Annotated in this window: 20 protein-coding genes and 1 other RNA gene; 3 read left to right on the top strand and 18 right to left on the bottom strand. The window is 41.1% G+C overall.

Going from position 1 to position 19,968, the window contains the following annotated elements; genetic code table 11:
- Positions 1-3: 3 nt before the first annotated feature.
- On the bottom strand, positions 4-627 hold the full coding sequence (pnuC, locus tag AAGD16_RS03085) for a nicotinamide riboside transporter PnuC (protein WP_013464158.1): 624 nt from the start codon (positions 625-627) through the stop codon (positions 4-6).
- Positions 628-657: 30 nt separating this feature from the next.
- A complete protein-coding gene (locus AAGD16_RS03080; RefSeq protein WP_008110382.1) occupies positions 658-909 on the bottom strand; it encodes a hypothetical protein in 252 nt (83 codons plus the stop codon).
- A 100-nt stretch (positions 910-1,009) separates the two neighbouring features.
- Between AAGD16_RS03080 and AAGD16_RS03075 the strand changes: the two genes are divergently transcribed.
- Positions 1,010-1,249, top strand: a complete 240-nt coding sequence (locus tag AAGD16_RS03075; RefSeq protein ID WP_004588463.1) for a DUF2960 domain-containing protein — start codon at positions 1,010-1,012, stop codon at positions 1,247-1,249.
- Between the two features lie 70 nt (positions 1,250-1,319).
- On the opposite strand, the gene alr is transcribed toward AAGD16_RS03075, so the two are convergent.
- From alr to rpsF, 9 genes are all read right to left on the bottom strand, one after another.
- Positions 1,320-2,399 (bottom strand): alanine racemase, encoded by a 1,080-nt coding sequence (gene alr / locus AAGD16_RS03070; RefSeq protein ID WP_013464157.1) that lies wholly within the window; start codon positions 2,397-2,399, stop codon positions 1,320-1,322.
- Positions 2,399-3,778, bottom strand: a complete 1,380-nt coding sequence (dnaB, locus tag AAGD16_RS03065) for a replicative DNA helicase (RefSeq protein WP_016900130.1) — start codon at positions 3,776-3,778, stop codon at positions 2,399-2,401. The genes alr and dnaB overlap by 1 nt, the downstream gene beginning before the upstream one ends.
- A gap of 112 nt (positions 3,779-3,890) precedes the next feature.
- Positions 3,891-4,829: a DUF4097 domain-containing protein gene (locus tag AAGD16_RS03060; RefSeq protein ID WP_377113567.1), complete on the bottom strand. Its 939-nt coding sequence runs from the start codon at positions 4,827-4,829 to the stop codon at positions 3,891-3,893.
- A 9-nt stretch (positions 4,830-4,838) separates the two neighbouring features.
- On the bottom strand, positions 4,839-5,318 hold the full coding sequence (locus AAGD16_RS03055; protein WP_377113564.1) for a hypothetical protein: 480 nt from the start codon (positions 5,316-5,318) through the stop codon (positions 4,839-4,841).
- Complete coding sequence (locus AAGD16_RS03050) at positions 5,311-5,862, bottom strand: RNA polymerase sigma factor (RefSeq protein ID WP_024601518.1); 552 nt, start codon at positions 5,860-5,862, stop codon at positions 5,311-5,313. Before AAGD16_RS03050 ends, AAGD16_RS03055 begins: the two co-directional genes overlap by 8 nt.
- 223 nt (positions 5,863-6,085) lie before the next feature.
- The gene (gene rplI, locus AAGD16_RS03045) at positions 6,086-6,538 is read right to left on the bottom strand and encodes a 50S ribosomal protein L9 (RefSeq protein WP_008110407.1); all 453 of its coding nucleotides are present in this window, start codon (positions 6,536-6,538) and stop codon (positions 6,086-6,088) included.
- Positions 6,539-6,574: 36 nt separating this feature from the next.
- On the bottom strand, positions 6,575-6,802 hold the full coding sequence (gene rpsR, locus AAGD16_RS03040; protein WP_002962753.1) for a 30S ribosomal protein S18: 228 nt from the start codon (positions 6,800-6,802) through the stop codon (positions 6,575-6,577).
- Positions 6,803-6,814: 12 nt separating this feature from the next.
- Positions 6,815-7,132, bottom strand: coding sequence for a primosomal replication protein N (gene priB, locus AAGD16_RS03035; RefSeq protein WP_008466122.1), 318 nt, complete (start codon positions 7,130-7,132; stop codon positions 6,815-6,817).
- Positions 7,133-7,175: 43 nt separating this feature from the next.
- Positions 7,176-7,517 (bottom strand): 30S ribosomal protein S6, encoded by a 342-nt coding sequence (gene rpsF, locus AAGD16_RS03030; protein WP_008110420.1) that lies wholly within the window; start codon positions 7,515-7,517, stop codon positions 7,176-7,178.
- A gap of 402 nt (positions 7,518-7,919) precedes the next feature.
- Between rpsF and AAGD16_RS03025 the strand changes: the two genes are divergently transcribed.
- Entirely contained in the window at positions 7,920-9,119 is a 1,200-nt protein-coding gene (locus tag AAGD16_RS03025) for an alpha/beta hydrolase-fold protein (RefSeq protein ID WP_377113560.1), read from the top strand.
- Positions 9,120-9,279: 160 nt separating this feature from the next.
- On the opposite strand, the gene AAGD16_RS03020 is transcribed toward AAGD16_RS03025, so the two are convergent.
- From AAGD16_RS03020 to AAGD16_RS03005, 4 genes are read right to left on the bottom strand one after another with little or no spacing between them, the layout of a single operon-like run.
- Positions 9,280-10,446 (bottom strand): FAD-dependent monooxygenase, encoded by a 1,167-nt coding sequence (locus tag AAGD16_RS03020; protein ID WP_377113557.1) that lies wholly within the window; start codon positions 10,444-10,446, stop codon positions 9,280-9,282.
- Positions 10,443-11,630 carry a 2-octaprenyl-6-methoxyphenyl hydroxylase gene (ubiH, locus tag AAGD16_RS03015; RefSeq protein ID WP_377113554.1) on the bottom strand — a complete coding sequence of 396 codons (1,188 nt, stop codon included), beginning with the start codon at positions 11,628-11,630 and terminating at the stop codon, positions 10,443-10,445. Before ubiH ends, AAGD16_RS03020 begins: the two co-directional genes overlap by 4 nt.
- A gap of 14 nt (positions 11,631-11,644) precedes the next feature.
- Positions 11,645-12,967 carry a Xaa-Pro aminopeptidase gene (gene pepP, locus AAGD16_RS03010; protein ID WP_377113551.1) on the bottom strand — a complete coding sequence of 441 codons (1,323 nt, stop codon included), beginning with the start codon at positions 12,965-12,967 and terminating at the stop codon, positions 11,645-11,647.
- Positions 12,968-13,003: 36 nt separating this feature from the next.
- Positions 13,004-13,567: a UPF0149 family protein gene (locus tag AAGD16_RS03005; RefSeq protein ID WP_024600851.1), complete on the bottom strand. Its 564-nt coding sequence runs from the start codon at positions 13,565-13,567 to the stop codon at positions 13,004-13,006.
- 225 nt (positions 13,568-13,792) lie between these two features.
- Between AAGD16_RS03005 and ssrS the strand changes: the two genes are divergently transcribed.
- Positions 13,793-13,976, top strand: a non-coding RNA gene (gene ssrS, locus AAGD16_RS03000) — 6S RNA.
- Positions 13,977-14,139: 163 nt separating this feature from the next.
- Here ssrS and AAGD16_RS02995 read toward each other — a convergent pair.
- The 3 genes from AAGD16_RS02995 to AAGD16_RS02985 are packed head-to-tail and all read right to left on the bottom strand — an operon-like array spanning position 14,140 to position 19,819.
- On the bottom strand, positions 14,140-17,223 hold the full coding sequence (locus AAGD16_RS02995) for an efflux RND transporter permease subunit (RefSeq protein WP_033102606.1): 3,084 nt from the start codon (positions 17,221-17,223) through the stop codon (positions 14,140-14,142).
- On the bottom strand, positions 17,220-18,416 hold the full coding sequence (locus AAGD16_RS02990; RefSeq protein WP_377113547.1) for an efflux RND transporter periplasmic adaptor subunit: 1,197 nt from the start codon (positions 18,414-18,416) through the stop codon (positions 17,220-17,222). Before AAGD16_RS02990 ends, AAGD16_RS02995 begins: the two co-directional genes overlap by 4 nt.
- Entirely contained in the window at positions 18,413-19,819 is a 1,407-nt protein-coding gene (locus AAGD16_RS02985) for a TolC family protein (protein WP_377113544.1), read from the bottom strand. Before AAGD16_RS02985 ends, AAGD16_RS02990 begins: the two co-directional genes overlap by 4 nt.
- Between the last annotated feature and the right edge of the window lie 149 nt (positions 19,820-19,968).

Raw genomic sequence — 19,968 nt, 5'->3', positions numbered from 1 at the left:
AGATTAAAGTTGCGCCATGGGCTTGGCTTGGCTTTGCTCATATTCTTCGTACCACGTTTTAAATCCCCATGCTGCCATAACGGTATAAAATACAAATAAAACAAGGGTTGGGTAATAGCCTTTTTCATAGTACAAATACATAGAGGCCGCATCAATGACTATCCAATAGAGCCAATTTTCTAGTACTTTTTTAGCTACCAGATACGTAGTAACCACAGCAAAGCAAGTTGTGAAACTATCAAGATACGCAAAATCTGCATGCGTATAGTTTTGCATTACATAGCCAATTGCTAATGACACTAATGTAGTCAGTACAATTAAAATAATATGTCGGTTTACCGGCCAGGATGTAATTAGTCGCTGCGCTTGATTAGCCTTGCCTTTGCGCCACACGACCCAACCAAACACCGCCATATACATATAATAAAAGTTTAGTAACGACTCCATTAGCAGCGCGCCATTCCAATACATAATGGTATAAATAAGCGTACTAAAAAAAGCCGCAGGCCAGCACCATAAGTTCTCTTTAATGGCCAGTAATAAATACGCCATCGACAAAGCAACCGCAATATATTCCCAATGCGACATAGCAGTAAAACCACTGAGTATTTGCGTTACAAAATCCATCATTATAAAACGACCGTGTTTGTTAAGAGGTTATTCGGGAGATAAATCGCCCGAAATAAATTTACACACAAATATAGCTTTACCAAATTGCTCATATGAATGTTTAATTTCTGTGCTGATCACTTGCATAACTAGATCATAATCACCAAATATTTGGGTCGACATCGTATTAGTGATCACTTTGAGTTCTTCGTAGGCATTAACTCTGTCGATAAAGCCTTTAATAAAAGGAATGTAATCTTGGTGGAGCGGGTATTTACTGATCTCTACTGATAACTTCATTTCAAACTCACCTTTTTAATTATTTGATTTCAACTAATCATTCAACGCAACTTAAATACAGTGTAAAATTACACTAACACTCAACTTAAATGAGCTCATTATGGCACGCAGAATTACCTACACTTTTAAAAATCAACCGCGCGAAATTAACTTCGCCAAAGATAAATACCACGATATGTATCAGGCTATTGCGGCTGCCGAAGGTATCGATTTAACTAACTACTTAAACATGGTACGCCAAATTGAAATGACCTCTAAAGGGTCATCGGCTGTGCGTAACTTTCGTGATCAAGAATTTGCTCGCATGGGCTTTAGCGATATTTACTTTATAAAAGAGTAACGATACCGATTAAGTGAGCATCACGATCATTCTAGCAATGCAAACTTAATGGGTATTTTTAAAATAAATATTAGCGCTGGTACTCATAACTTACGCGCGGTGTAATATTACACAATAACTCGTAAGATATAGTATCAGCACATTGTGCAATTTCTTCTACCGGCAACTCAGGGCCCCACATTACTACCTCATCGCCGACTTTGATGCCATCAGCATTTTCACCAATATCAACACTGATCATATCCATAGAGATGTTGCCAGCAATACCATAACGTTTGCCAGCAATCACTACTGGGGTACCATGTTTAGCATGACGCGGATAACCATCACCATAGCCCATAGCAACCACTGCAAGCTTAGTTGGCTGAGCACTTTGCCAACTACCACCATAACCAACACCTTGCGCAGCATCAACATCGCGAATTGCAATGACCTTAGTGGTTAAACGCATCACCGGCTTAAGCTGATGATCTTTGCCTGAAGTGTTAAGCATTGGTGATACACCATACATCATCAAGCCTGGACGCACCCACTCGCCATGACCGGCAGGCCAAGCAATAATACCGGCCGAATTTGCTAAACAATGTGCTTGTTGTTTGCCTTGCACTAATGAATCAAACAAAGCAATTTGCTCAGCTGTTTTGGGATCATTAACATCATCGGCACTGGAAAAGTGCGTCATTAAATTGATTGTATCTTTAGCGTTATCAGTCGCTTGCAAGCGCTGATAAAAATCATTCAATTGCGTTGGTGCAACCCCTAAACGATGCATACCCGTATTGATTTTTAACCAGCAACTGATTGGTGCATCGAGCTTTGCATTTTCAAGTGCTCTGAGCTGGTTTTCATCATGGATTATGGTTTGAAAATTATTGGCTAATAAAATCGGCAAGTCATCTTGATGGAAAAAACCTTCCAACAACACAATAGGCTTGGTCAGCCCGCCTGCTCGCAGTGCGAGCGCTTCATCTATTCGTGCCACTGCAAATGCGTCGGCATCATTAAGGTGCTGCGCTATTTTTACTAAACCATGGCCATAAGCATTGGCTTTTAATACCGCCATAACTTTACTGTTAGGCGCAAACTGTCGCACTTGCGCTAAATTATGAGCAAGTGCTTGTAAGTTAATTTCGGCAATAGCTAAGCGCATTAGTAATCATCATCTACAGCAGGCCCCGCGTAATTATCAAAGCGAGAGAATTGACCTTGGAAGGTTAGGCGCACTTTACCAATCGGACCGTTACGCTGTTTACCGATGATAATTTCTGCAACACCTTTATCAGTACTGTCTTCGTTGTATACTTCGTCACGATAAATAAACATGATTAAATCGGCATCTTGCTCAATAGAGCCCGACTCACGCAAATCTGAGTTAATTGGGCGTTTATCAGCACGTTGCTCTAGGGTACGGTTAAGCTGCGATAGTGCAACAACCGGACACTGTAATTCTTTTGCTAATGCTTTAAGTGAACGTGAAATTTCGGCAATTTCTAAGGTACGATTATCTGACAAGCTAGGTACGCGCATTAATTGTAGGTAATCGACCATGATCATACTAATACCACCATGATCGCGGGCAATACGACGTGCACGTGAACGTACATCAGTGGGTGTTAAGCCTGAGGCGTCATCAACATACATTTTGCCTTTTTCCATGAGTAACCCCATGGTTGATGAAAGGCGCGCCCAGTCATCGTCATCTAGCTGACCAGTACGTACTTTGGTTTGGTTAATTCGGCCAAGGGACGCCAGCATCCTCATCATAATTTGTTCAGAGGGCATCTCTAGTGAGTAGATAAGTACAGGCTTGTCTTGGGTCATTGCTGCATGCTCAGCAAGGTTCATCGCAAAGGTAGTTTTACCCATCGATGGACGTGCTGCTACAATAATTAAATCTGAGGGCTGCAGACCAGTCGTCATTTTATCTAAATCAGCGTAACCTGTGCTTACACCGGTAACACCATCTTGTGGTGACTGATAAAGCTCTTCTATTTTATCAACGGTTTTTTCAAGTATGTTGTGAATGCTTTGCGGGCCATCACTACTTTTTGTACGTTGCTCAGCAATTTTAAATACTTTGCTCTCAGCAAAGTCGAGTAAATCGTGACTTGTGCGCCCTTCTGGGTTAAAGCCTGCCTCAGCAATTTCATTGGCGACACCAATCATTTCACGCACAACTGCACGTTCGCGTACAATGCTAGCGTAAGCATCAATATTAGCAGCACTTGGGGTGTTTTTAGCTATTTCGGCTAAATACGCAAAGCCACCAATCCCTGAAAGCTGATTATTTTTTTCTAAACTTTCAGAAATAGTAATTAAATCAATCGGATCGCCAATTTCAGCCAGTGCTGTCATTGCCTCAAAAATAAGCTTATGGGTACGGGTATAAAAGTCCTGTGACACAACAAGTTCAGCTACGCGATCAAATGCTTGATTATCAAGCATTAAACCACCTAAAACAGATTGTTCAGCTTCTATTGAATGGGGAGGAACTTTAAGAGTGTCGACTTGCTTATCTGGTTTGGCCATAACTTCACAGTACTAAAATTGAATGGCTCTATTCTATCGACTTGGCGGGGCTGTGCAAATAGCAAAGCAGGAAATCTTTCCTGCTTTTTGTAACTTAAAATAAAATGGATGATTATTGACGCTTAAGTCCAATCGTCCCACTTATGGTATTCATTTCTACACTGGCATCGGTGCCATTAGTATTAAACTTAATTCCACTTGCTGGGCCATATTTGGCTTTTTGCACTTGGTCGCTCGTTAGCTGGTTGTCAATTTTACCGCCGGCATGGGCTTGCACTTCAAATTGTGCCGATAAATCAGCTGGAAAGTAAAACTCAGCATTGCCACTTACAGATTCAAAACTTACATCAGCATCATTTAAAAGGCGATTAATACGCACTTCAACTTCGCCATTTACAGTGCTTATTTGTAACTCTTTGATTGCATCGAAGGTAAGATTGATATCACCGTTTACGTTTTCTAAGCGAATATCATTGGCAGTCGAGTTTGATTTTATATTCCCATTAACCGCATTAAAACGAACTTCTCCGTTAGATTGCTGATCATCAATTGCGCCATTTACAGTTTCAAATTGCACTTTACCACTGAGGTTTTTTGCGTTGATGTCACCGTTAACACTAGTAAGCTTAATATCGCCGTTAAGATCATTTACTGTAATGGCGCCATTGACTACATCAATTTCAGTGCCTCTTTTTAACTCTTTTGCAGTTACCAAAGCGTTAACCCCAACATACTCCAGCGCACTGCTTTGCGGCATGAAAATAGTTAGCGTTGAGCCATTATTGTTATTATCCCAGTTTGAAAGATCAGGCATTTTTACAATAAACTGAGTTTTATTACCCTGTGTTTTAAGAGTGTAGCCTTGTGCTTTATCATCAAGCTCGCCGCTCACTTTAAATTGATTTTTCTCCCAGCCCATAATATTTACATTGCCGCGCTGATTTTCTATATGAATAACGCCACCGTTTGGTACTTCAATTTGTTGTTCTATTTTTTCACCGGCAAATACAGCCATTGGTAATAAAGCGATTCCAAGTATTATTGCTTTCATTTATTTCTCCTAGATGTGTTGCCAACGCGGTGCATGCACCTTGTTAATTAAGTCGAGCTGTTGTTGATATACTTGCGCTAACATAGACAGTAGCGCCTTATTTTGTGGTTCATTTTCAAGTGTTTGCTTTATAGCCTGCTCAGCATCTTCAAGTTCTTGTAGCTGCACTTGCCAGTTATCTGTTAGTGCCGCTTGGCTTTGGTATTGAACAAGTAAACTTTGTTTTTGCTTAGTAAAAAAATCACTCATCGCCACAGCGGTATTTGTCTCTGGAGATGTAAAAAACACCATAGTGCTAACCAAAGCAGCCACACAACATGCCGCAATAGCAGTTAGCTTCGGCCAAACTACACTCTTAACTGTACTTGCCTGCTTATTAGTCATTATGGCGCGCTCAATCCCATCCCAGAGCTCTTTATCGGGTGTTATATTTTTATTTAATTGTGTTAGCGACTCATTTAAGTAGTCATCAAAATTTGTTTTACTCATTTTCGTACCACTGTTTTAATAATTGCCTTGCACGATGATATTGCGCCTTACTAGAGCCTACAGCCATGCCTAGCAAGGTTGCTATTTCTTCATGCCTATAACCTTCAACGGCATACAGTACAAATACCATTCTTGCGCGCTCAGGCAGCCTAACGATTAATTTATCTAAGCTATTTAAGCCATTGCAGTCATTTGCAGATTGCTCATCCATACCGCTTTGTTCAAAGCTAATAACTTTATTAAGCCAATGTTTTTGCTTACGCACATAGCTAATAGCAATATTACTGGTGACACTGTAAAGCCAGGTAGAAAATTGCGAACGCCCATCAAATTGCGCTATTTTGTGCCATACCTGTACAAATACTTCTTGAGTTGCATCTTGCGCATGCCCCTCATCGGCAATTAGCCTCAGGCATAAGCCATAAACTTTTGCTTTATGCATGTCATAGAGCGCTTTATAGGCTAACTGGTCGCCGTTTTTAACTTGATCAATAAGCATTTGCTGCACTTGATCAGTTATTGGCTGATTAGCGTCCATTAACATCGCAAATTTTTCCTGTTTATAATTATGTAATTGCAATTTAACTTATTAGACGCGAGGAGAAATAGAAAGGTTTAAATGAAATAAAATTTTTTTTGAAAATAAAGGTTTAACTTAGAAAAGTGTTTGATTTAATCCACAACAAACAATTTATTACTTTGGGTTATAAATTTTAGATACAAAAAAACCGTGCAAAGCACGGTTTTTTTTAACTTAATTTTAAAAATTAAGCTTCAGCAATAACGATTACTTTAATAGTAGCTGTTACGTCTGAGTGTACTGCGATTGCAACGTCAAATTCGCCAGTCTCACGGATAGTACCTAGAGGTAAACGAACTTCTGATTTAGCAACTTCAACACCAACAGCTGAGATAGCGTCAGCGATGTCACGAGTACCGATTGAACCGAATAATTTACCTTCGTCACCAGCTTTAGATACTAATGTAACTTCTGCTAATGCTTCAAGTTTGTCAGCGCGTGCTTGTGCTGCAGTTAACTGTTCAGCGATTTTTGCTTCTAGTTCTGCGCGACGTGCGTCAAACGTTTCAATGTTTGCTTTAGTTGCAGGAACTGCCTTACCTTGTGGGAAAAGGAAGTTACGTGCGAAGCCAGATTTAACAACAACCTGGTCACCTAGGCCACCTAGGTTAGCGATCTTATCTAGTAGAATAACTTGCATGTTTCTACACCTTTTAAAAACGTGTTAATCCGCTGCTTACTTATGTAAGTCAGTGTATGGAAGAAGGGCTAAGTAGCGAGCACGCTTAATAGCAGTTGCTAGCTGGCGCTGGTATTTAGCGCTAGTACCTGTGATACGGCTAGGTACGATTTTGCCACTTTCTGTAACATAGTTTCTAAGAGTAGCTAGATCTTTGTAATCGATTTGTTGTACGCCTTCCGCTTTAAAGCGGCAGAACTTACGACGTCTGAAATAACGTGCCATGAGATTAATTCCTCAAATAATTCTTTCTATATGCTGAGCATGCAAAACCAATTGGCTAAGGCCGTTACGACCTTCGTGGCGATTTAAAAAACCACTCACTTGCAATGCCTGCCCAACGTGCAAATGTTGAGTCTGTTGTTGCATTTGCTTACCACTGGCAACTACCTGAAGCCTCACATAACTATTACGGTTAAGATCTGCTTCAACTTGCATTGATTTATGTTCTACAACAAAAATACAATGCGGTATGCCCGCGGGGCTTTGGCTAAACTTGGGTGTTTTACAAACAACCCCCGATATAACCAGCTGATTCGTATATGGGCTAACCATTATAGTAACTGCTGACTATGTGCCATGCTAGGACTCAAAACAATTAAGCAGCTGGTGCTTCTTTCTTCTCTTCTCTTACAAGAGGAGACGCTTCAGTTACAGCGTTTTTAGTACGCATAACTAAGTTACGAAGCACTGCATCGTTGTAGCGGAAAGTAGTTTCTAGCTCGCTGATTACTTCAGTTGGTGCTTCAACGTTCATAAGAACATAATGAGCTTTATGAAGCTTGTTGATTGGGTAAGCCAGTTGACGACGGCCCCAGTCTTCAAGACGGTGGATAGTACCACCTGCTTCAGTGATAGAACCAGTATAACGTTCGATCATACCAGATACTTGCTCACTCTGATCAGGGTGAACCATGAATACGATTTCGTAATGACGCATGGATATTCCTTACGGTTAATAGAGCCTTCTACCGTTTCGGCCGGTCGGTTTAAGGCAAGGAATTAATAGTTTAAAAGCCGAAATGAGTGCGCATTTTACGCTTAGTAAGATAATTAAGCAAGTAGGTTTTTAAGCTTTAATAGATAAGCGTTAAAGGGTTCGGGGTTCGGGGTTCGGGGTTCGGGGTTCGGGGTTCGGGAAGAGATTATTGGATGCTCCCTTTATATCAATAAGTAAAATAAAGATAAGTGTTTAAATTTTTTGTGGAGGCGCTGAGCTTGCTCGCGTGGAAAGCGAAGCTTTTAATTACTTAAGCCCTACATTTACCCCTAAAATATAAACATTTACTCAAATCTAAAGCCGTGCAATTATTAAACAACACATTATTTAATAAGGATATTTATGAAGCTCTTACTATCGCTTTTGTTAATAGTTACTTTTAGTACACCTTTTTTAAGCTATGCAGACACCGCTACAATCGACATAACCGTGGGTAAAAAAGTCATTCTACAATCAAAAATACTTAACGAAGACAGACCTATCAGAATATTCATACCAGAAACTGTAAAAGATGATCAGCCCCTTTATGTTATTTATTTACTTGATGGTGTTGAGCACTTTCATACGGCGTCTGGTGTTATAAAATCCCTTGTTGATTACGAGCAGATACCTAATGCAATGCTTGTTGCTATTGATACAACCAACCGCGTTCGTGATTACTTACCCAAAGTACAAGGTGAGCCTAAAACGGAGTTTCAAACCTTTGTTAAAAATAAGTGGCCTGACGCTGGGCAAACCGATAATTTTTTAAAGTTTGTGTCTGATGAGCTCATGCCCTATATAAATAGCAACTACCCAACTAATGGCTATAACACCTTAATTGGTCATTCTAATGCTGGTACATTAGCGCTTTATACTTTAGTTAATCAACCGGAATTATTTAACAACTATATAGCTATCAGCCCAAATAGTTGGTGGAGTGATGAAGAGTTAAAAAATAATATTATTAAATACACTAAAAACCCCAAAGGCGGTCAAGCGTTATTTATTAGTGTAGCAAGTGAAGGCGCACGCTTTTATACAGGCGCATTAAATACTTTAGTAAATTTAGAGCAACAAATGCCCACGCAGCTAAAATGGGAATATAAGCATTATCCCTCTTTTACTCATATGGGCACCATACTTCCAGCACTTAGCGATAGCCTAATTCACTTATTTAGCGACCTAATATTTAAAGTTACTGACGAGCACGGAAAATTTGCGGATGTATCACTTATTACCGGTTACTACCAAACACTTAGTGATAAGTACGGATTTGAGCTTAAAATTCCACAAGATGTGTACGTAGAGTTTGCCCACAGCCAGCAAAAGTTTGGTAACACTAAAAAAGCTATTTCCACACTTAAACACTTTACTAGCGATTACCCTAATGCTGCTTATTCTCACATGCGATTATCGCAAGGCTACACTGCTAATAAAGAGTTTAAAGAGGCATTCACTAGTATGAAACACGCATTAGAACTTGCTAAACAGAACTCGCGTGACCCGCTGTTAATCGATGCACTGCAAGATATGGTGAATGAAGCACAAGAAAATTTGTAGCTCATTAATTTAAAAGCATTACGAGCTTCGCTCGTCGCGTCAGCAAGCTGTACGCATACACTAAAGAAAGCATTAGCCTATAAAAAAACCGATGCTTAAACTAAACATCGGTTTTTATTTTACTGAAAGCTGACAGCTAGAAACTGACAGCTTGTCTTTATCACTTCCCTATCGCTTCTTTGGCGAATAGGTGCTTTATTGGCCCAAGGTTATCAACGAGTGAAAGCCCTACTCCACGAATCAGCTTTTTAACTGGGTTTGCGCCTTCAAATAACTCTTTTAGCCCTTGCATCATGGCGATGTGTTTTTGTGCGTCGAGCTTGCGGGTACGCTCGTAATCACGCAGTGTGCGAGTACTTGCAAACTCCTCGCTATCTCTTGTTAATAACTCAATTAAATAAGCCGCATCTTTTAGGCCAAGGTTCATACCAAGCCCTGCCAAAGGGTGAATGGTATGCGCTGCATCGCCTATTAATACCACTTTGCCATTTACCCATTGCTGGGCATAACGCATTTTAAGTGGGAACGCGACGCGCTTACTTTGCACTTCACATAAACCGCATTGGCCATCTATGGCAGCCATAACTGCTTTATTAAAAGTGGTGTCGTCCATTGCTAACAATTCATCACAATGATTCGGGCTGGTAGACCACACAATTGAATGAGTATGCCCATCGCTCAATGGCAAGAACGCTAGCGGCCCTGTAGGTAAAAACACTTGGCGTGCGGTATTTGCATGTAACTCTTTGGTTTTAACTGTCGCTACTAACGCATGGTGATCGTAATCTTTAAAGCTCAGCGCCATATTAAACTGTTTACGAATCGCTGAATTTGCACCATCAGCTGCCACCAGCAACTTAGCAATAATAGGCTCACCTGTTTTTAAATTAATAAATACATCAGACTCGCTTTGGTGTATTTGCTGATACTCGGTATTAAACATGAGTGTGGCATTACTTTGCTGCTCAAGCTCTTTTATTAGTGCAAAGCGAATAATATCGTTTTCAACAATGTGGCCTAAATGCTCAAGCTCAAGTTGCTCGTTATTAAAGGCTATTTTTCCAAAGCTGTCGGCATCGCGTACATCCATGTGCGTATAAGCACAAGCACGCTCAGCTATTATGTGTGGCCATACATTTAACTGCTCAAGCAAAGTTTGGCTGGCAATACTCAATGCGCTTACACGTAAACCATAGTCATCGCTCGGTGGAGCTTGAGTTGGCGCTGCATCTAACACAACCACGCTGATATTCGCTTTAGCAAGCCCTAGCGCCAGCGTTAAACCTACGCAGCCACCACCCACTATACAAACCTGTACTTGTTTCATAAACGTGTACCTTGTTTAACTTGTCCCATTAACTGTTTAGCCAATGGGGCTTTAAATGCGGGGAATAAATCCATTGAAAATAGCCCAATACTTCGACCAAGCGCTAACACCCGTGATGAGTTTGAAAAAAGTCGAACCAGTGCATCGGTCAATGTCATTACGGTGTTTATATCATCACTGCGCTTAATTGAATATTGACGAGTAAAGGCATAACTACCTAAATCGTGTTCACTGTTTGCTATTAAGTCACTAAGCACTTGTACGTCGCGTAGCCCTAAATTAAAGCCTTGGCCTGCAATGGGGTGAATTGCATGTGCCGCGTTACCTATTACCACAGTTCGGTGCGCCGTCAACGATTCGACTTGCCCATAAACCAGTGGATAACTGGCGCGCATACCGACTTTTATAAACTGCCCAGCACGATAACCAAAGGTGACTTGCAGTACGCTTAAAAAGTCTGACTCACTTAATGCCATATGCTGCTCAATATGCTCTTGACGCATACACCATACTAACGAATAGCGGTTATTACTCATGGGTAATAAAGCCATAGGGCCGTTTTGGGTAAAACGCTCAAACGCATGATGGTTATGTCCACCAGCCACTTCTATATTGGCAATAATCGCGCCTTGTTCATAAGGCTGGGTATTGAAACCTAAGCTTAGCAAGTGACGGGTTGGCGATTGTGCACCGTCGGCAATCACTAACAGCTTAGCACTTAGTTTTTCGCTGCTTTGTAATGTCAGTTCATTACTTTCGGTATTTTGTTTTATCGCCGTTACGCTATCAGGGCAAAAAAGCGATATATTTGATTGCGTTAAACGTTGATGCAGCGCTCTGCCAAATGGGTTTACCTCTACCACATAGCCTAATGAGGGTTTTGCAAACTCATCACTGTGTATATGGGTTTTACCAAAGTGCCCTTTGTCTGACACACTGACTTTTTTTATGGCTGCCGCATAGGGAGCGTTTATTTCAAACAAATTGAGGCTTTGTAAATACTCCACCGACTGCTGTGCAAGTGCGATGCTTCTGTCGTCAAAACTTGGGTGATAATCTGTGGTTACTTGATTTGCTTCAACCACGGCAATATGTAGGCTGGGATTTTTTTTACTTATGCTCAGTGCGCAACTTGCGCCAACTAAACCACCGCCAATAACTACAACATCAAACTGCTTAGCCACTTTTATCTCCAAGCTTATGCGTTTTTAGCGCTTTGCATTAACGCTTCTATTTCGCTAATTTTTTTAGGCACGGTAATCGTTAAGTTTTCGTGACCAGACTCAGTTACTAATAAGTTATCTTCAATACGAATACCTATGCCTTGGTATTTTTTGGGTGCGTTTGAATCTTTATTAATATAAAGCCCAGGTTCAATGGTCAGTACCATACCAGGTTCAAAAGCACGCTCTTGGTTATTAACCTTGTAACCACCTACATCGTGAACATCGAGTCCTAACCAATGACCAAGACCATGCATGTAGTATTCTTTACAGGCACCTTGCGCCATTAGCTCATCAAAATCGCCGGTTAAAATACCTAAATCGAGTAACCCTTGGGTTAGCACTTGCATAGCGAGTTTATTAGCCTGCGATAAGTAGCCACCGGGCTTTACTTCGCTAAATGCGACTTCTTGCGCTTTGAGTACAATATTATAAAGCGCAGCTTGCTCGGTGCTAAATTTACCATTAACGGGGAAAGTACGGGTAATGTCGGCTGCGTAACCTTGTAGCTCACAACCTGAATCAATCAGCACTAGGTCGCCATTGTTTAATACATCGCTGTTTTGGGTGTAGTGCAAAATATTAGCGTTATCGCCACTACCGACAATGGTGCCATAAGCTGGATGTGGCGCCCCATTCATCGCATAGTGATGATGAAGTTCTGCTTCTAATTGAAACTCGGTTGCGCCAACGTGGGAAAAGCGCATGGCACGCATGTGTGCTCGGGCACTTATTTCGCAGCCTTCACGCATAATGTTAATTTCGCTTGGCGATTTAAATAGGCGCATTTCATGTAATAACGGGCGAATATCTTTAATTGTACTCGGTGCTGTATCGCCTTTTTTGGGGGCACTGCGCAAAGTATTGAGCATTGAAAATACTTTGCCGTCAAAGGCAGGATACGTCCCTTGTGCATAAAATAAAATCTGTTGGCCGTTCACCAAATTCAATAATTGTTCGTTTAGTTCACTTAATGCATAAGTTTTGTCGAATAAGTATTCACTTTGCGCTTTTTCAAAACCAATGCGCCTGCCGTGCCATATCTCTGCAAGTTTATCTTTATCTAAACAAAACAATATAGAAGGCGTATCACTGTCTTTGCATAACACCAATACCGCATCGGGTTCGTTAAAACCAGTTAAGTAAAAAAAGTCACTGTCTTGTCTAAACGGATAATGAGTATCTCGGCTACGTGTGAGCTCGGTTGCAGCAGGAATTATCGCAATACTGTTGCTATCCATTGCCGCCAATAAACGTTCGCGGCGCGCTTTAAACTCTGACTTTTGTATTTCAACCATTAATAACTAACCCATTACTTTTGTTGTATTACTAAATTAATGCAGTGTTTTTTTGTTGCTTTGTGGGTTTTGCTCTTTGCCAAGTTCAGCAAAACACAGTAACGCCGATACGCGTACGTACTCAATCACTTCATGCAGTGCTTGGCTATCTTCTTCGGTTTCTTCAAAGGTTGTATCAAGGCGCGTAATTTCGCTAAAGTCGCTAATCACTTCTTTTACATCTGCCGACAGCTTGCCATAGTCTTTTTGCTTTAAGCCAAAGCCCAGCATAAACCCAGCTACCCATGATACGAGCCCATTGGCTTGATCGATGAGTGTTTCGTCATCACTCGGTAAAAACAAATCAAATTGAAACTCTTCATTGTTAAAGCTTTCAACAACTTGTTGATAAACTTTACCAAAAAACTGTTTTAAATCGTTGCTAAACGACTCGCCATCATTAAATACGTCGCTCAGTAAGCCTAAGTATTCTTTATCGTCAATGCTTAGCCCACAAGCAAGTAAGCCGCTAATAACGCCATGCGCTTCAGCAGGTGATACAAATATTTCGTTTTTCTCTAAAAGAAGTTGGGCTTTTTCGTAATCTGGTAAGTTATTCATAATGACGTCTTCGCTTTGCTAATTAAAGCAATGCTACCACTCGATAAAAAGCAACTCCAATGAATTCTATGACTGAGGTCAAAAGCAAGCGATTGAAAAGCTGATTAAGTTCAAAAAGCAATCTTAAAAGTAAATATAAGATTAAATTTGCAGGAAAACTGAGCGAACAGTTTAATTTTTTACGATTGGGGTTTAAGGATTGGAATATGTCTTATATACTAAATTTGTTCCCTGGGGTGCAGGAGCTTGGTTAAGTCCCTGAGCCGATAAATTTTATACCAGGATTTTTGTTCGTTTACTATTGTGCAAGCTCGGCATGTACCGAGAAGCCTACGGTAAACCGCAGATTTCCGCCCTGAAACCTCAAGGTTTCAGGACTGACACCGGGCACCGCATTCTCGGGGAACACCTCCAATAACTTTAATTCCCCAGCAATGACTTTTATATCCTTATTTTATTAATCACCTAGTTATTATAAAAAACACCGAACTGAATTTTTACAGTCCGATGCTTTACTTACTAGTACCTGAAACTTAGTGCCTGAAACCTCTACTTATCTATGTAGTCTGCACTTACTTAAACCAGCCTTGAAAGCGCTCCATCAGCATATAGTTAACCGGAACGAGTAATAAGGTTATAAAGGTCGCAAATATAATCCCAAAACCTAGGCTTACTGCCATAGGAATTAAAAACTGCGCCTGAGTCGCCTTTTCAAATAACAGCGGCATTAAGCCTATAAAGGTGGTTAAACTAGTTAGCATAACCGGGCGAAAACGCGCTACGCCGGCGGTTTTAACAGCTTCCATTAAATCGAGCCCTTCACTGCGCTTTTTATTAATAAAATCAACCAATACTAACGAGTCGTTCACCACGACCCCAATTAACGCGAGCATTCCCAGCAAACTCATAATGGTAAGCTCCATAGCCATGATCCAATGGCCAATTACTGCGCCAATCATGCCAAAAGGAATAATGCTCATCACCACCAGTGGCTGTAAGTACGATTTAAAGGGAATTGCGAGCAATCCATAAATTACAAAAAATACAAATACCATTCCCCACAATAATGAACCAAACGATTCGCGCTGCTCTTTGGCTTCACCTTCTAATGAATGGCTTACACCTGGGTATTGTTGCACCAGTTCATCTAAGTAGGTTTTTAAATCAGCTTGAAGCACGGTCATATTGGTATCGGTTTTTTCTACATCCGCCGACACATTAAGAGTACGGTAACGATCAATACGGGTAATGGTTGATGGGCTTTGACCCGGTACTAAAGTGGCCACGTGTGACAGCGGCACTCGCCCACCATTAGGCGTTTGTATTAATATATCTTTTAAATCAGCAACTGAGCGCCTTTCATCTATAGGTAAGCGCACCATAACGCGCACATCATCACGCCCGCGTTGAATGCGCTGTACTTGTACACCAAAAAACGAGTTACGCACTTGTCTTGATACATCAACTCTATTTAATCCAAGTGCAAGCCCTTGCTCTGTTAGCTCTATTTGTAGCTCTTCTTTACCATCAGACATGCTATCAGCAATATCAAACACGCTTGGATAAGTGGCCAATCGTTGTTTAATTTGCTCAGCCACTGTTTGCAGTGTGGTTATGGAATTACCCGATAATTGAATATCAATTGGGTTTGAGCTTCTACCTATTTCTGCTCTAAATGTGAGACTTTCAGCCCCTGGGATCACCCCTATTAATTGCCGCCACTCTTTTACCAACTCACGCGAACCAATATCAGACTCTCGTTGTTCTGCTGGGGTGATTTCAAAGCGCACACTACCCGAATTAGCCGCACCGCCTCGCCCGCCAGTGCTCGCTAGAATATTAAGGATAATACTTTGCCCTGTTTCTTCATCTTGATACTTACGCTGAAGCTCTCTGGCTTTATCTGACATATCAATAATGTATTTATTCGTGACTTCAAACGGTGTTCCCGCAGGAAAAGTTAAATTAACCCGAACTGTTTCACTGGGAATACGTGGGAAGAAAATAAACTTAGTCCAACCACTGGTGATCATGGTTAAAATAATTAAAAACACGCCCATAAATAAACTGACTGTGGCCAGTTTGTTGCGTAGCGCTAGCCCTAATACGGGTTGGTAATATTTTAAAATGGCATGCTCAAAACCATCTGCAAAACGTTGTTGGAGTTGCTCTAATTTAGAACCTTTGCCTTTTTGCTGGCGCAGTTTGATATATTTTAAATGCGCTGGCAGCACAAATTTAGATTCAATCAATGAAAACAATAATACCGGAATAACCACCACCGGAATTTGCGCAAAAATAGCGCCTCGCGCGCCTTCTATAAAACCTAACGGTAAAAAAGCGGCCACGGTGGTTAACACGCCAAATGTAACTGGCGTGGCTACTTCTTGAGTTCCTTTTATAGCAGCCTCTTCGCCCGATTTGGCGGTTTTTAAATGGGTATACACGTTTTCACCGGTAACAATGGCATCGTCCACCACAATCCCTAGCACCAATATAAAACCAAATAAGCTGATCACATTTATGGTCACGCCAAAGGCGGCCATTGCCATAAACGCACCCATAAATGAAACTGGAATACCAATAAATACCCAAAACGCGATGGCAGGTCTTAAAAATAATGTCAGTAACCCCAGTACCAAAATACCGCCCTGTAAAGCATTGCTAGTTAGGGTAGCAATACGGCTTTTTACTACCTCAGAGTCATCATCCCAATAGCTTAAATAAAACCCTTGCGGTAAATTAGCTTGCTCACTGGTAATATAGTTTTTAACTGCATCGGCCACTTCTATCGCACTTTGCGGACCAATGCGGTACACATCGATAAATGCGGCTTGTTTGCCATTAAAGCGAGTGCGCACGGGGGTTTCTTCAAAATCATCGTTAATGGTTGCAATATCACTTAAGCGAATAATAGTGCCATCGGCTTGATTTTTTATCACAATGCTTGCAAATTCATCTTTGCGGTAAGCTTGCCCTTTAGAGCGAATAAGTACATCGCCGCCCTCTGTTTTAAGGTTTCCTGCTGAAATATCAGAACTTGAATTGGCAATGGCACTGGATATTTGCGCCAAGGTTAAATCGTATTGGCGCAGCGTATCTTGGCTTACTTCGATTGCCAGCTCATAATTACGTACGCCACTAAGTTCAACTTGGGTAATCGCCGGAATACGCAGCAATTCATCACGGACTTGCTCTGCATATTCTAGGGTTTCTTTTTCGTTGTAGTCACTTGAAACAGTGACTGCTATTACTTCACGCTTACGCTGGATTAACCCTATTACTGGTTTTTCTGCATCGGCTGGAAAGGTATTAATGGCATCGACACGGCTCTTTATATCCGCTAACAATTCACGCTCGTCGTAGCCAGTGTCAACCTCAACGCTCACTTGTGATGACCCCTCAGAAGAGCGGCTCGATATTTGTTTAATACCTTCGAGATCTTGTAATGCTTCTTCTATTCGTATGGTGACCCCTTTTTCAGCATCTTCTGGGGTTGAACCACGTAAACTCACACTAATATTTATACGATCAGAAACAAACGAGGGAAACACCTCTAATGGTAACTTAGAAGACAGGCTGAATAGGCCGCCCAACACAATACTAATTAGCAATAAGTTGGCAGCCACATGGTTACGAGTAAACCAAGCGATCATGGCTGCTCTCCTGGTTTTTGTGCTTTAGGAGTCGCATCCATTATCTGCACTGGTGTACCTGAACTCACTTGACCCAGTGGCGTCAGCACTAATTGACTACCCGCTTCAAGACCTTTACTCACAATGCCTTGCAGCGCATTTTGCCACGCTAAAGCAATATTTTTACGCTGTAGTGTGCCATTTTCAACCACATAAACATAACTGCCTTGATATATCGCACTATTGGGAATAACGAGTACCTGAGAGGCGACTTTGCCATTAATTTTAGCTTTAACGTATTGCCCTATTTTTACTGGGTATTGATTATCACTGGTTGATTTATAAGGGTCATTAATTTTAGCCACCACATACAATTGCTGAGCACTTTCATCTATTGCGCCCTCAGTACGAATAAGTTGGCCTTGCCATTGTTGCTCGCCAATTAAATCTGAAGTGAAATTAACCGCTGAGCCACGCTGATTTTTAGCACCATCTCGATATTGCTCAGGTAAATTAATAAAAGGCAGATCTTTATTCTTTATCGGTAAGCGTATTTCAACACTGTCGGTTGCATAAATTGTCGCTAACTGCATATTGTTAGATACCACCTGACCTAAGTCAACGCTGCGGTTTAATACTCGCCCAGCATAAGGGGCTTTAATTTTAGTACGTTCAAGATTTAGTTGCGCTTTTTCCAATTGTGCTTGTGCTGACAAAACCTGTGCTTGCGCTGCAGCTAGCTGTGGCTTTCTAAGTACTAAAATACTCGGTTCAGACTCATTGCCTAAACGTTGCCAATCAGTAAGCGCTTGTCGGCCTCGTGCTTGCTCTTCTAATAAGTTTTGCTCGGCATTGAGCAAATTAGCTTGTGCTGATTTAACTTCTGCTTTTAAATCGCGATCATCTAACTGAAGTAACACATCGCCTTTTTCAAAAAAGCCGCCTTCGCGGAACTGCTCCTTTATATCAATAATCAGCCCAGAAACCTGAGCCACCAACATACTTTGAGTTCGTGGTTTAACCGTACCAAAGCTATCAATTTCAACGGGGTAGTCAATTAACTGCAATGGTTTTACCGCTACATTAATTTTTGCTTTTGGCGGTGCTGAAAAACGTGATGCTTTAGGCGGGTTTCCTTTAATAAACATCACCAAAAAAATGGTCGCTATAATGATAGCAGCGGGAACAATTATTTTTTGTTTGTTGAGTTTCATAGTGCTTGCTCATCCTGTGCGGATCTTGATTTTGCAAAGTCGCCCCCAAGAGCAACATGTAATTTAATGCGATTTGTGAGTATTTGGTTTTTAATTTCAATCAGTGAACTTTGTGCATCAAACGAGCGTGCTTGTGCATCTAATACGGTGGTGTAGCTCACTAAACCACTTTGATATTGTTCAAACGATAATTGCTCTGCTGCTAAGGCATTTTCTTGTGCCTGCAAGGTGCTTTGGTAGCGTGCCTTTAAAGATTGTTGTTGGGTAATAGCATTTTCAACATCACCAAATGCATCATATAAAGATTGCAGATAGGCTTGCTCTTGCTTTTGCGTTTGTAAACTGGCTATTTCCTCGTTCGCAGCGAGTCGCCCAGCGTCAAAAATAGGCGCTGAAATGCTACCAATAAGTGACCACGCAAGACTTGAAGCAGAAAATAAGTCGCTTACCCTGTTAGTGCTATCGCTTAAACCTGCCGCTAAATTTAAACTCGGAAAACGCTGTTTATGCGCATACGCAAGCGAAGCGTCGCTGGCTAATAACTGATACCAACTAGCACGCAACGCAGGTTTGCGAGTAATAAGCTCCGACGGTAAACCAAGAGGAATGTCGTCATTAATTACAGGTAGGTCGTTATTCGCTGCTATCAATCCTTTTGGATACTCCCCCAATAAACGCTCAAGACTACGTGCAGCTTGAGTCAAATTTGCTTTTTGGGTTGCTATACGGGAGCGTTCATTGTTTAACTCATTGCGAGCTAAATAAACATCTAACGCTTCATTTAAACCTTGGCGATAACCCGACTCAATAATCTCAAGGTTTTGCTGGGCGTTAGCTTCTCTGCGCTTAAACAAATCAAGTAATTGCTCTGCACTGATTAAGTTAAACCAATTTGTTATAACATCTGCAATAAGCTGTTGTTTAGTTTGCTCATAGCGAGCTTGCTGAGCAAGGTAGTTGAGGTTGTCTCTGCGCTTTGCATCAGAGAGTTTACCCCATAAATCAATTTCATAGCCTAACTCTAACGATACAGAGCTTGAGTTATTATAACTAACCGGACGATTATCTTTGCTCCGTCCTACTCGCGTTGAAATATCTAAACTGGGCCATAAAGCGGCACCGGTGACAATTAATTGCTGTTTTTGTATTTCTACATCAAAACGGTTTTGCAATAGTTGCTGATTGTTTTTTAGCGCTTGAGTAACTAGCTGCTTTACTGTTGGTGAAGCAAGTTTATTAAACCATGTGTCGTTGACAGCAACTACTGATTCAACAGCTGTTTGTTGCCACTGATCTGGGAGTGTATTCGGTGCTTGCTCACGTAGTTGCGGGTTTAAGTTACTCGCACAACCACTTAGCAGCATAATACTTATTGCCAATAAAGATGGCTTATATTGCCACATTATGTTTAAACCTGATTAATGCTATTTATGAATGTTATTCAAGCACTTTAGCAAACTTTGCTCAATTGACTTTACATAACATTACATACTTTGCGATGAAATTATAAGTGCCGTAGATACGCCAAGTATTAACATATTGATCACAAATT

The sequence above is a fragment of the Pseudoalteromonas sp. M58 genome, assembly GCF_042604605.1.
GTDB classification, from domain to species: Bacteria; Pseudomonadota; Gammaproteobacteria; order Enterobacterales; family Alteromonadaceae; genus Pseudoalteromonas; species Pseudoalteromonas tetraodonis.
This window is presented reverse-complemented; position numbering and strand designations above follow the sequence as displayed.

Excerpts from the sequence above, each read along its gene's own strand:
- pnuC (WP_013464158.1), bottom strand. The coding sequence starts at position 627 with ATGGATTTTGTAACGCAAATACTCAGTGGTTTTACTGCTATGTCGCAT.
- AAGD16_RS03080 (WP_008110382.1), bottom strand. The coding sequence starts at position 909 with ATGAAGTTATCAGTAGAGATCAGTAAATACCCGCTCCACCAAGATTAC.
- AAGD16_RS03075 (WP_004588463.1), top strand. The coding sequence starts at position 1,010 with ATGGCACGCAGAATTACCTACACTTTTAAAAATCAACCGCGCGAAATT.
- alr (WP_013464157.1), bottom strand. The coding sequence starts at position 2,399 with ATGCGCTTAGCTATTGCCGAAATTAACTTACAAGCACTTGCTCATAAT.
- dnaB (WP_016900130.1), bottom strand. The coding sequence starts at position 3,778 with ATGGCCAAACCAGATAAGCAAGTCGACACTCTTAAAGTTCCTCCCCAT.
- AAGD16_RS03060 (WP_377113567.1), bottom strand. The coding sequence starts at position 4,829 with ATGAAAGCAATAATACTTGGAATCGCTTTATTACCAATGGCTGTATTT.
- AAGD16_RS03055 (WP_377113564.1), bottom strand. The coding sequence starts at position 5,318 with ATGAGTAAAACAAATTTTGATGACTACTTAAATGAGTCGCTAACACAA.
- AAGD16_RS03050 (WP_024601518.1), bottom strand. The coding sequence starts at position 5,862 with ATGTTAATGGACGCTAATCAGCCAATAACTGATCAAGTGCAGCAAATG.
- rplI (WP_008110407.1), bottom strand. The coding sequence starts at position 6,538 with ATGCAAGTTATTCTACTAGATAAGATCGCTAACCTAGGTGGCCTAGGT.
- rpsR (WP_002962753.1), bottom strand. The coding sequence starts at position 6,802 with ATGGCACGTTATTTCAGACGTCGTAAGTTCTGCCGCTTTAAAGCGGAA.
- priB (WP_008466122.1), bottom strand. The coding sequence starts at position 7,132 with ATGGTTAGCCCATATACGAATCAGCTGGTTATATCGGGGGTTGTTTGT.
- rpsF (WP_008110420.1), bottom strand. The coding sequence starts at position 7,517 with ATGCGTCATTACGAAATCGTATTCATGGTTCACCCTGATCAGAGTGAG.
- AAGD16_RS03025 (WP_377113560.1), top strand. The coding sequence starts at position 7,920 with ATGAAGCTCTTACTATCGCTTTTGTTAATAGTTACTTTTAGTACACCT.
- AAGD16_RS03020 (WP_377113557.1), bottom strand. The coding sequence starts at position 10,446 with ATGAAACAAGTACAGGTTTGTATAGTGGGTGGTGGCTGCGTAGGTTTA.
- pepP (WP_377113551.1), bottom strand. The coding sequence starts at position 12,967 with ATGGTTGAAATACAAAAGTCAGAGTTTAAAGCGCGCCGCGAACGTTTA.
- AAGD16_RS03005 (WP_024600851.1), bottom strand. The coding sequence starts at position 13,567 with ATGAATAACTTACCAGATTACGAAAAAGCCCAACTTCTTTTAGAGAAA.
- AAGD16_RS02995 (WP_033102606.1), bottom strand. The coding sequence starts at position 17,223 with ATGATCGCTTGGTTTACTCGTAACCATGTGGCTGCCAACTTATTGCTA.
- AAGD16_RS02990 (WP_377113547.1), bottom strand. The coding sequence starts at position 18,416 with ATGAAACTCAACAAACAAAAAATAATTGTTCCCGCTGCTATCATTATA.
- AAGD16_RS02985 (WP_377113544.1), bottom strand. The coding sequence starts at position 19,819 with ATGTGGCAATATAAGCCATCTTTATTGGCAATAAGTATTATGCTGCTA.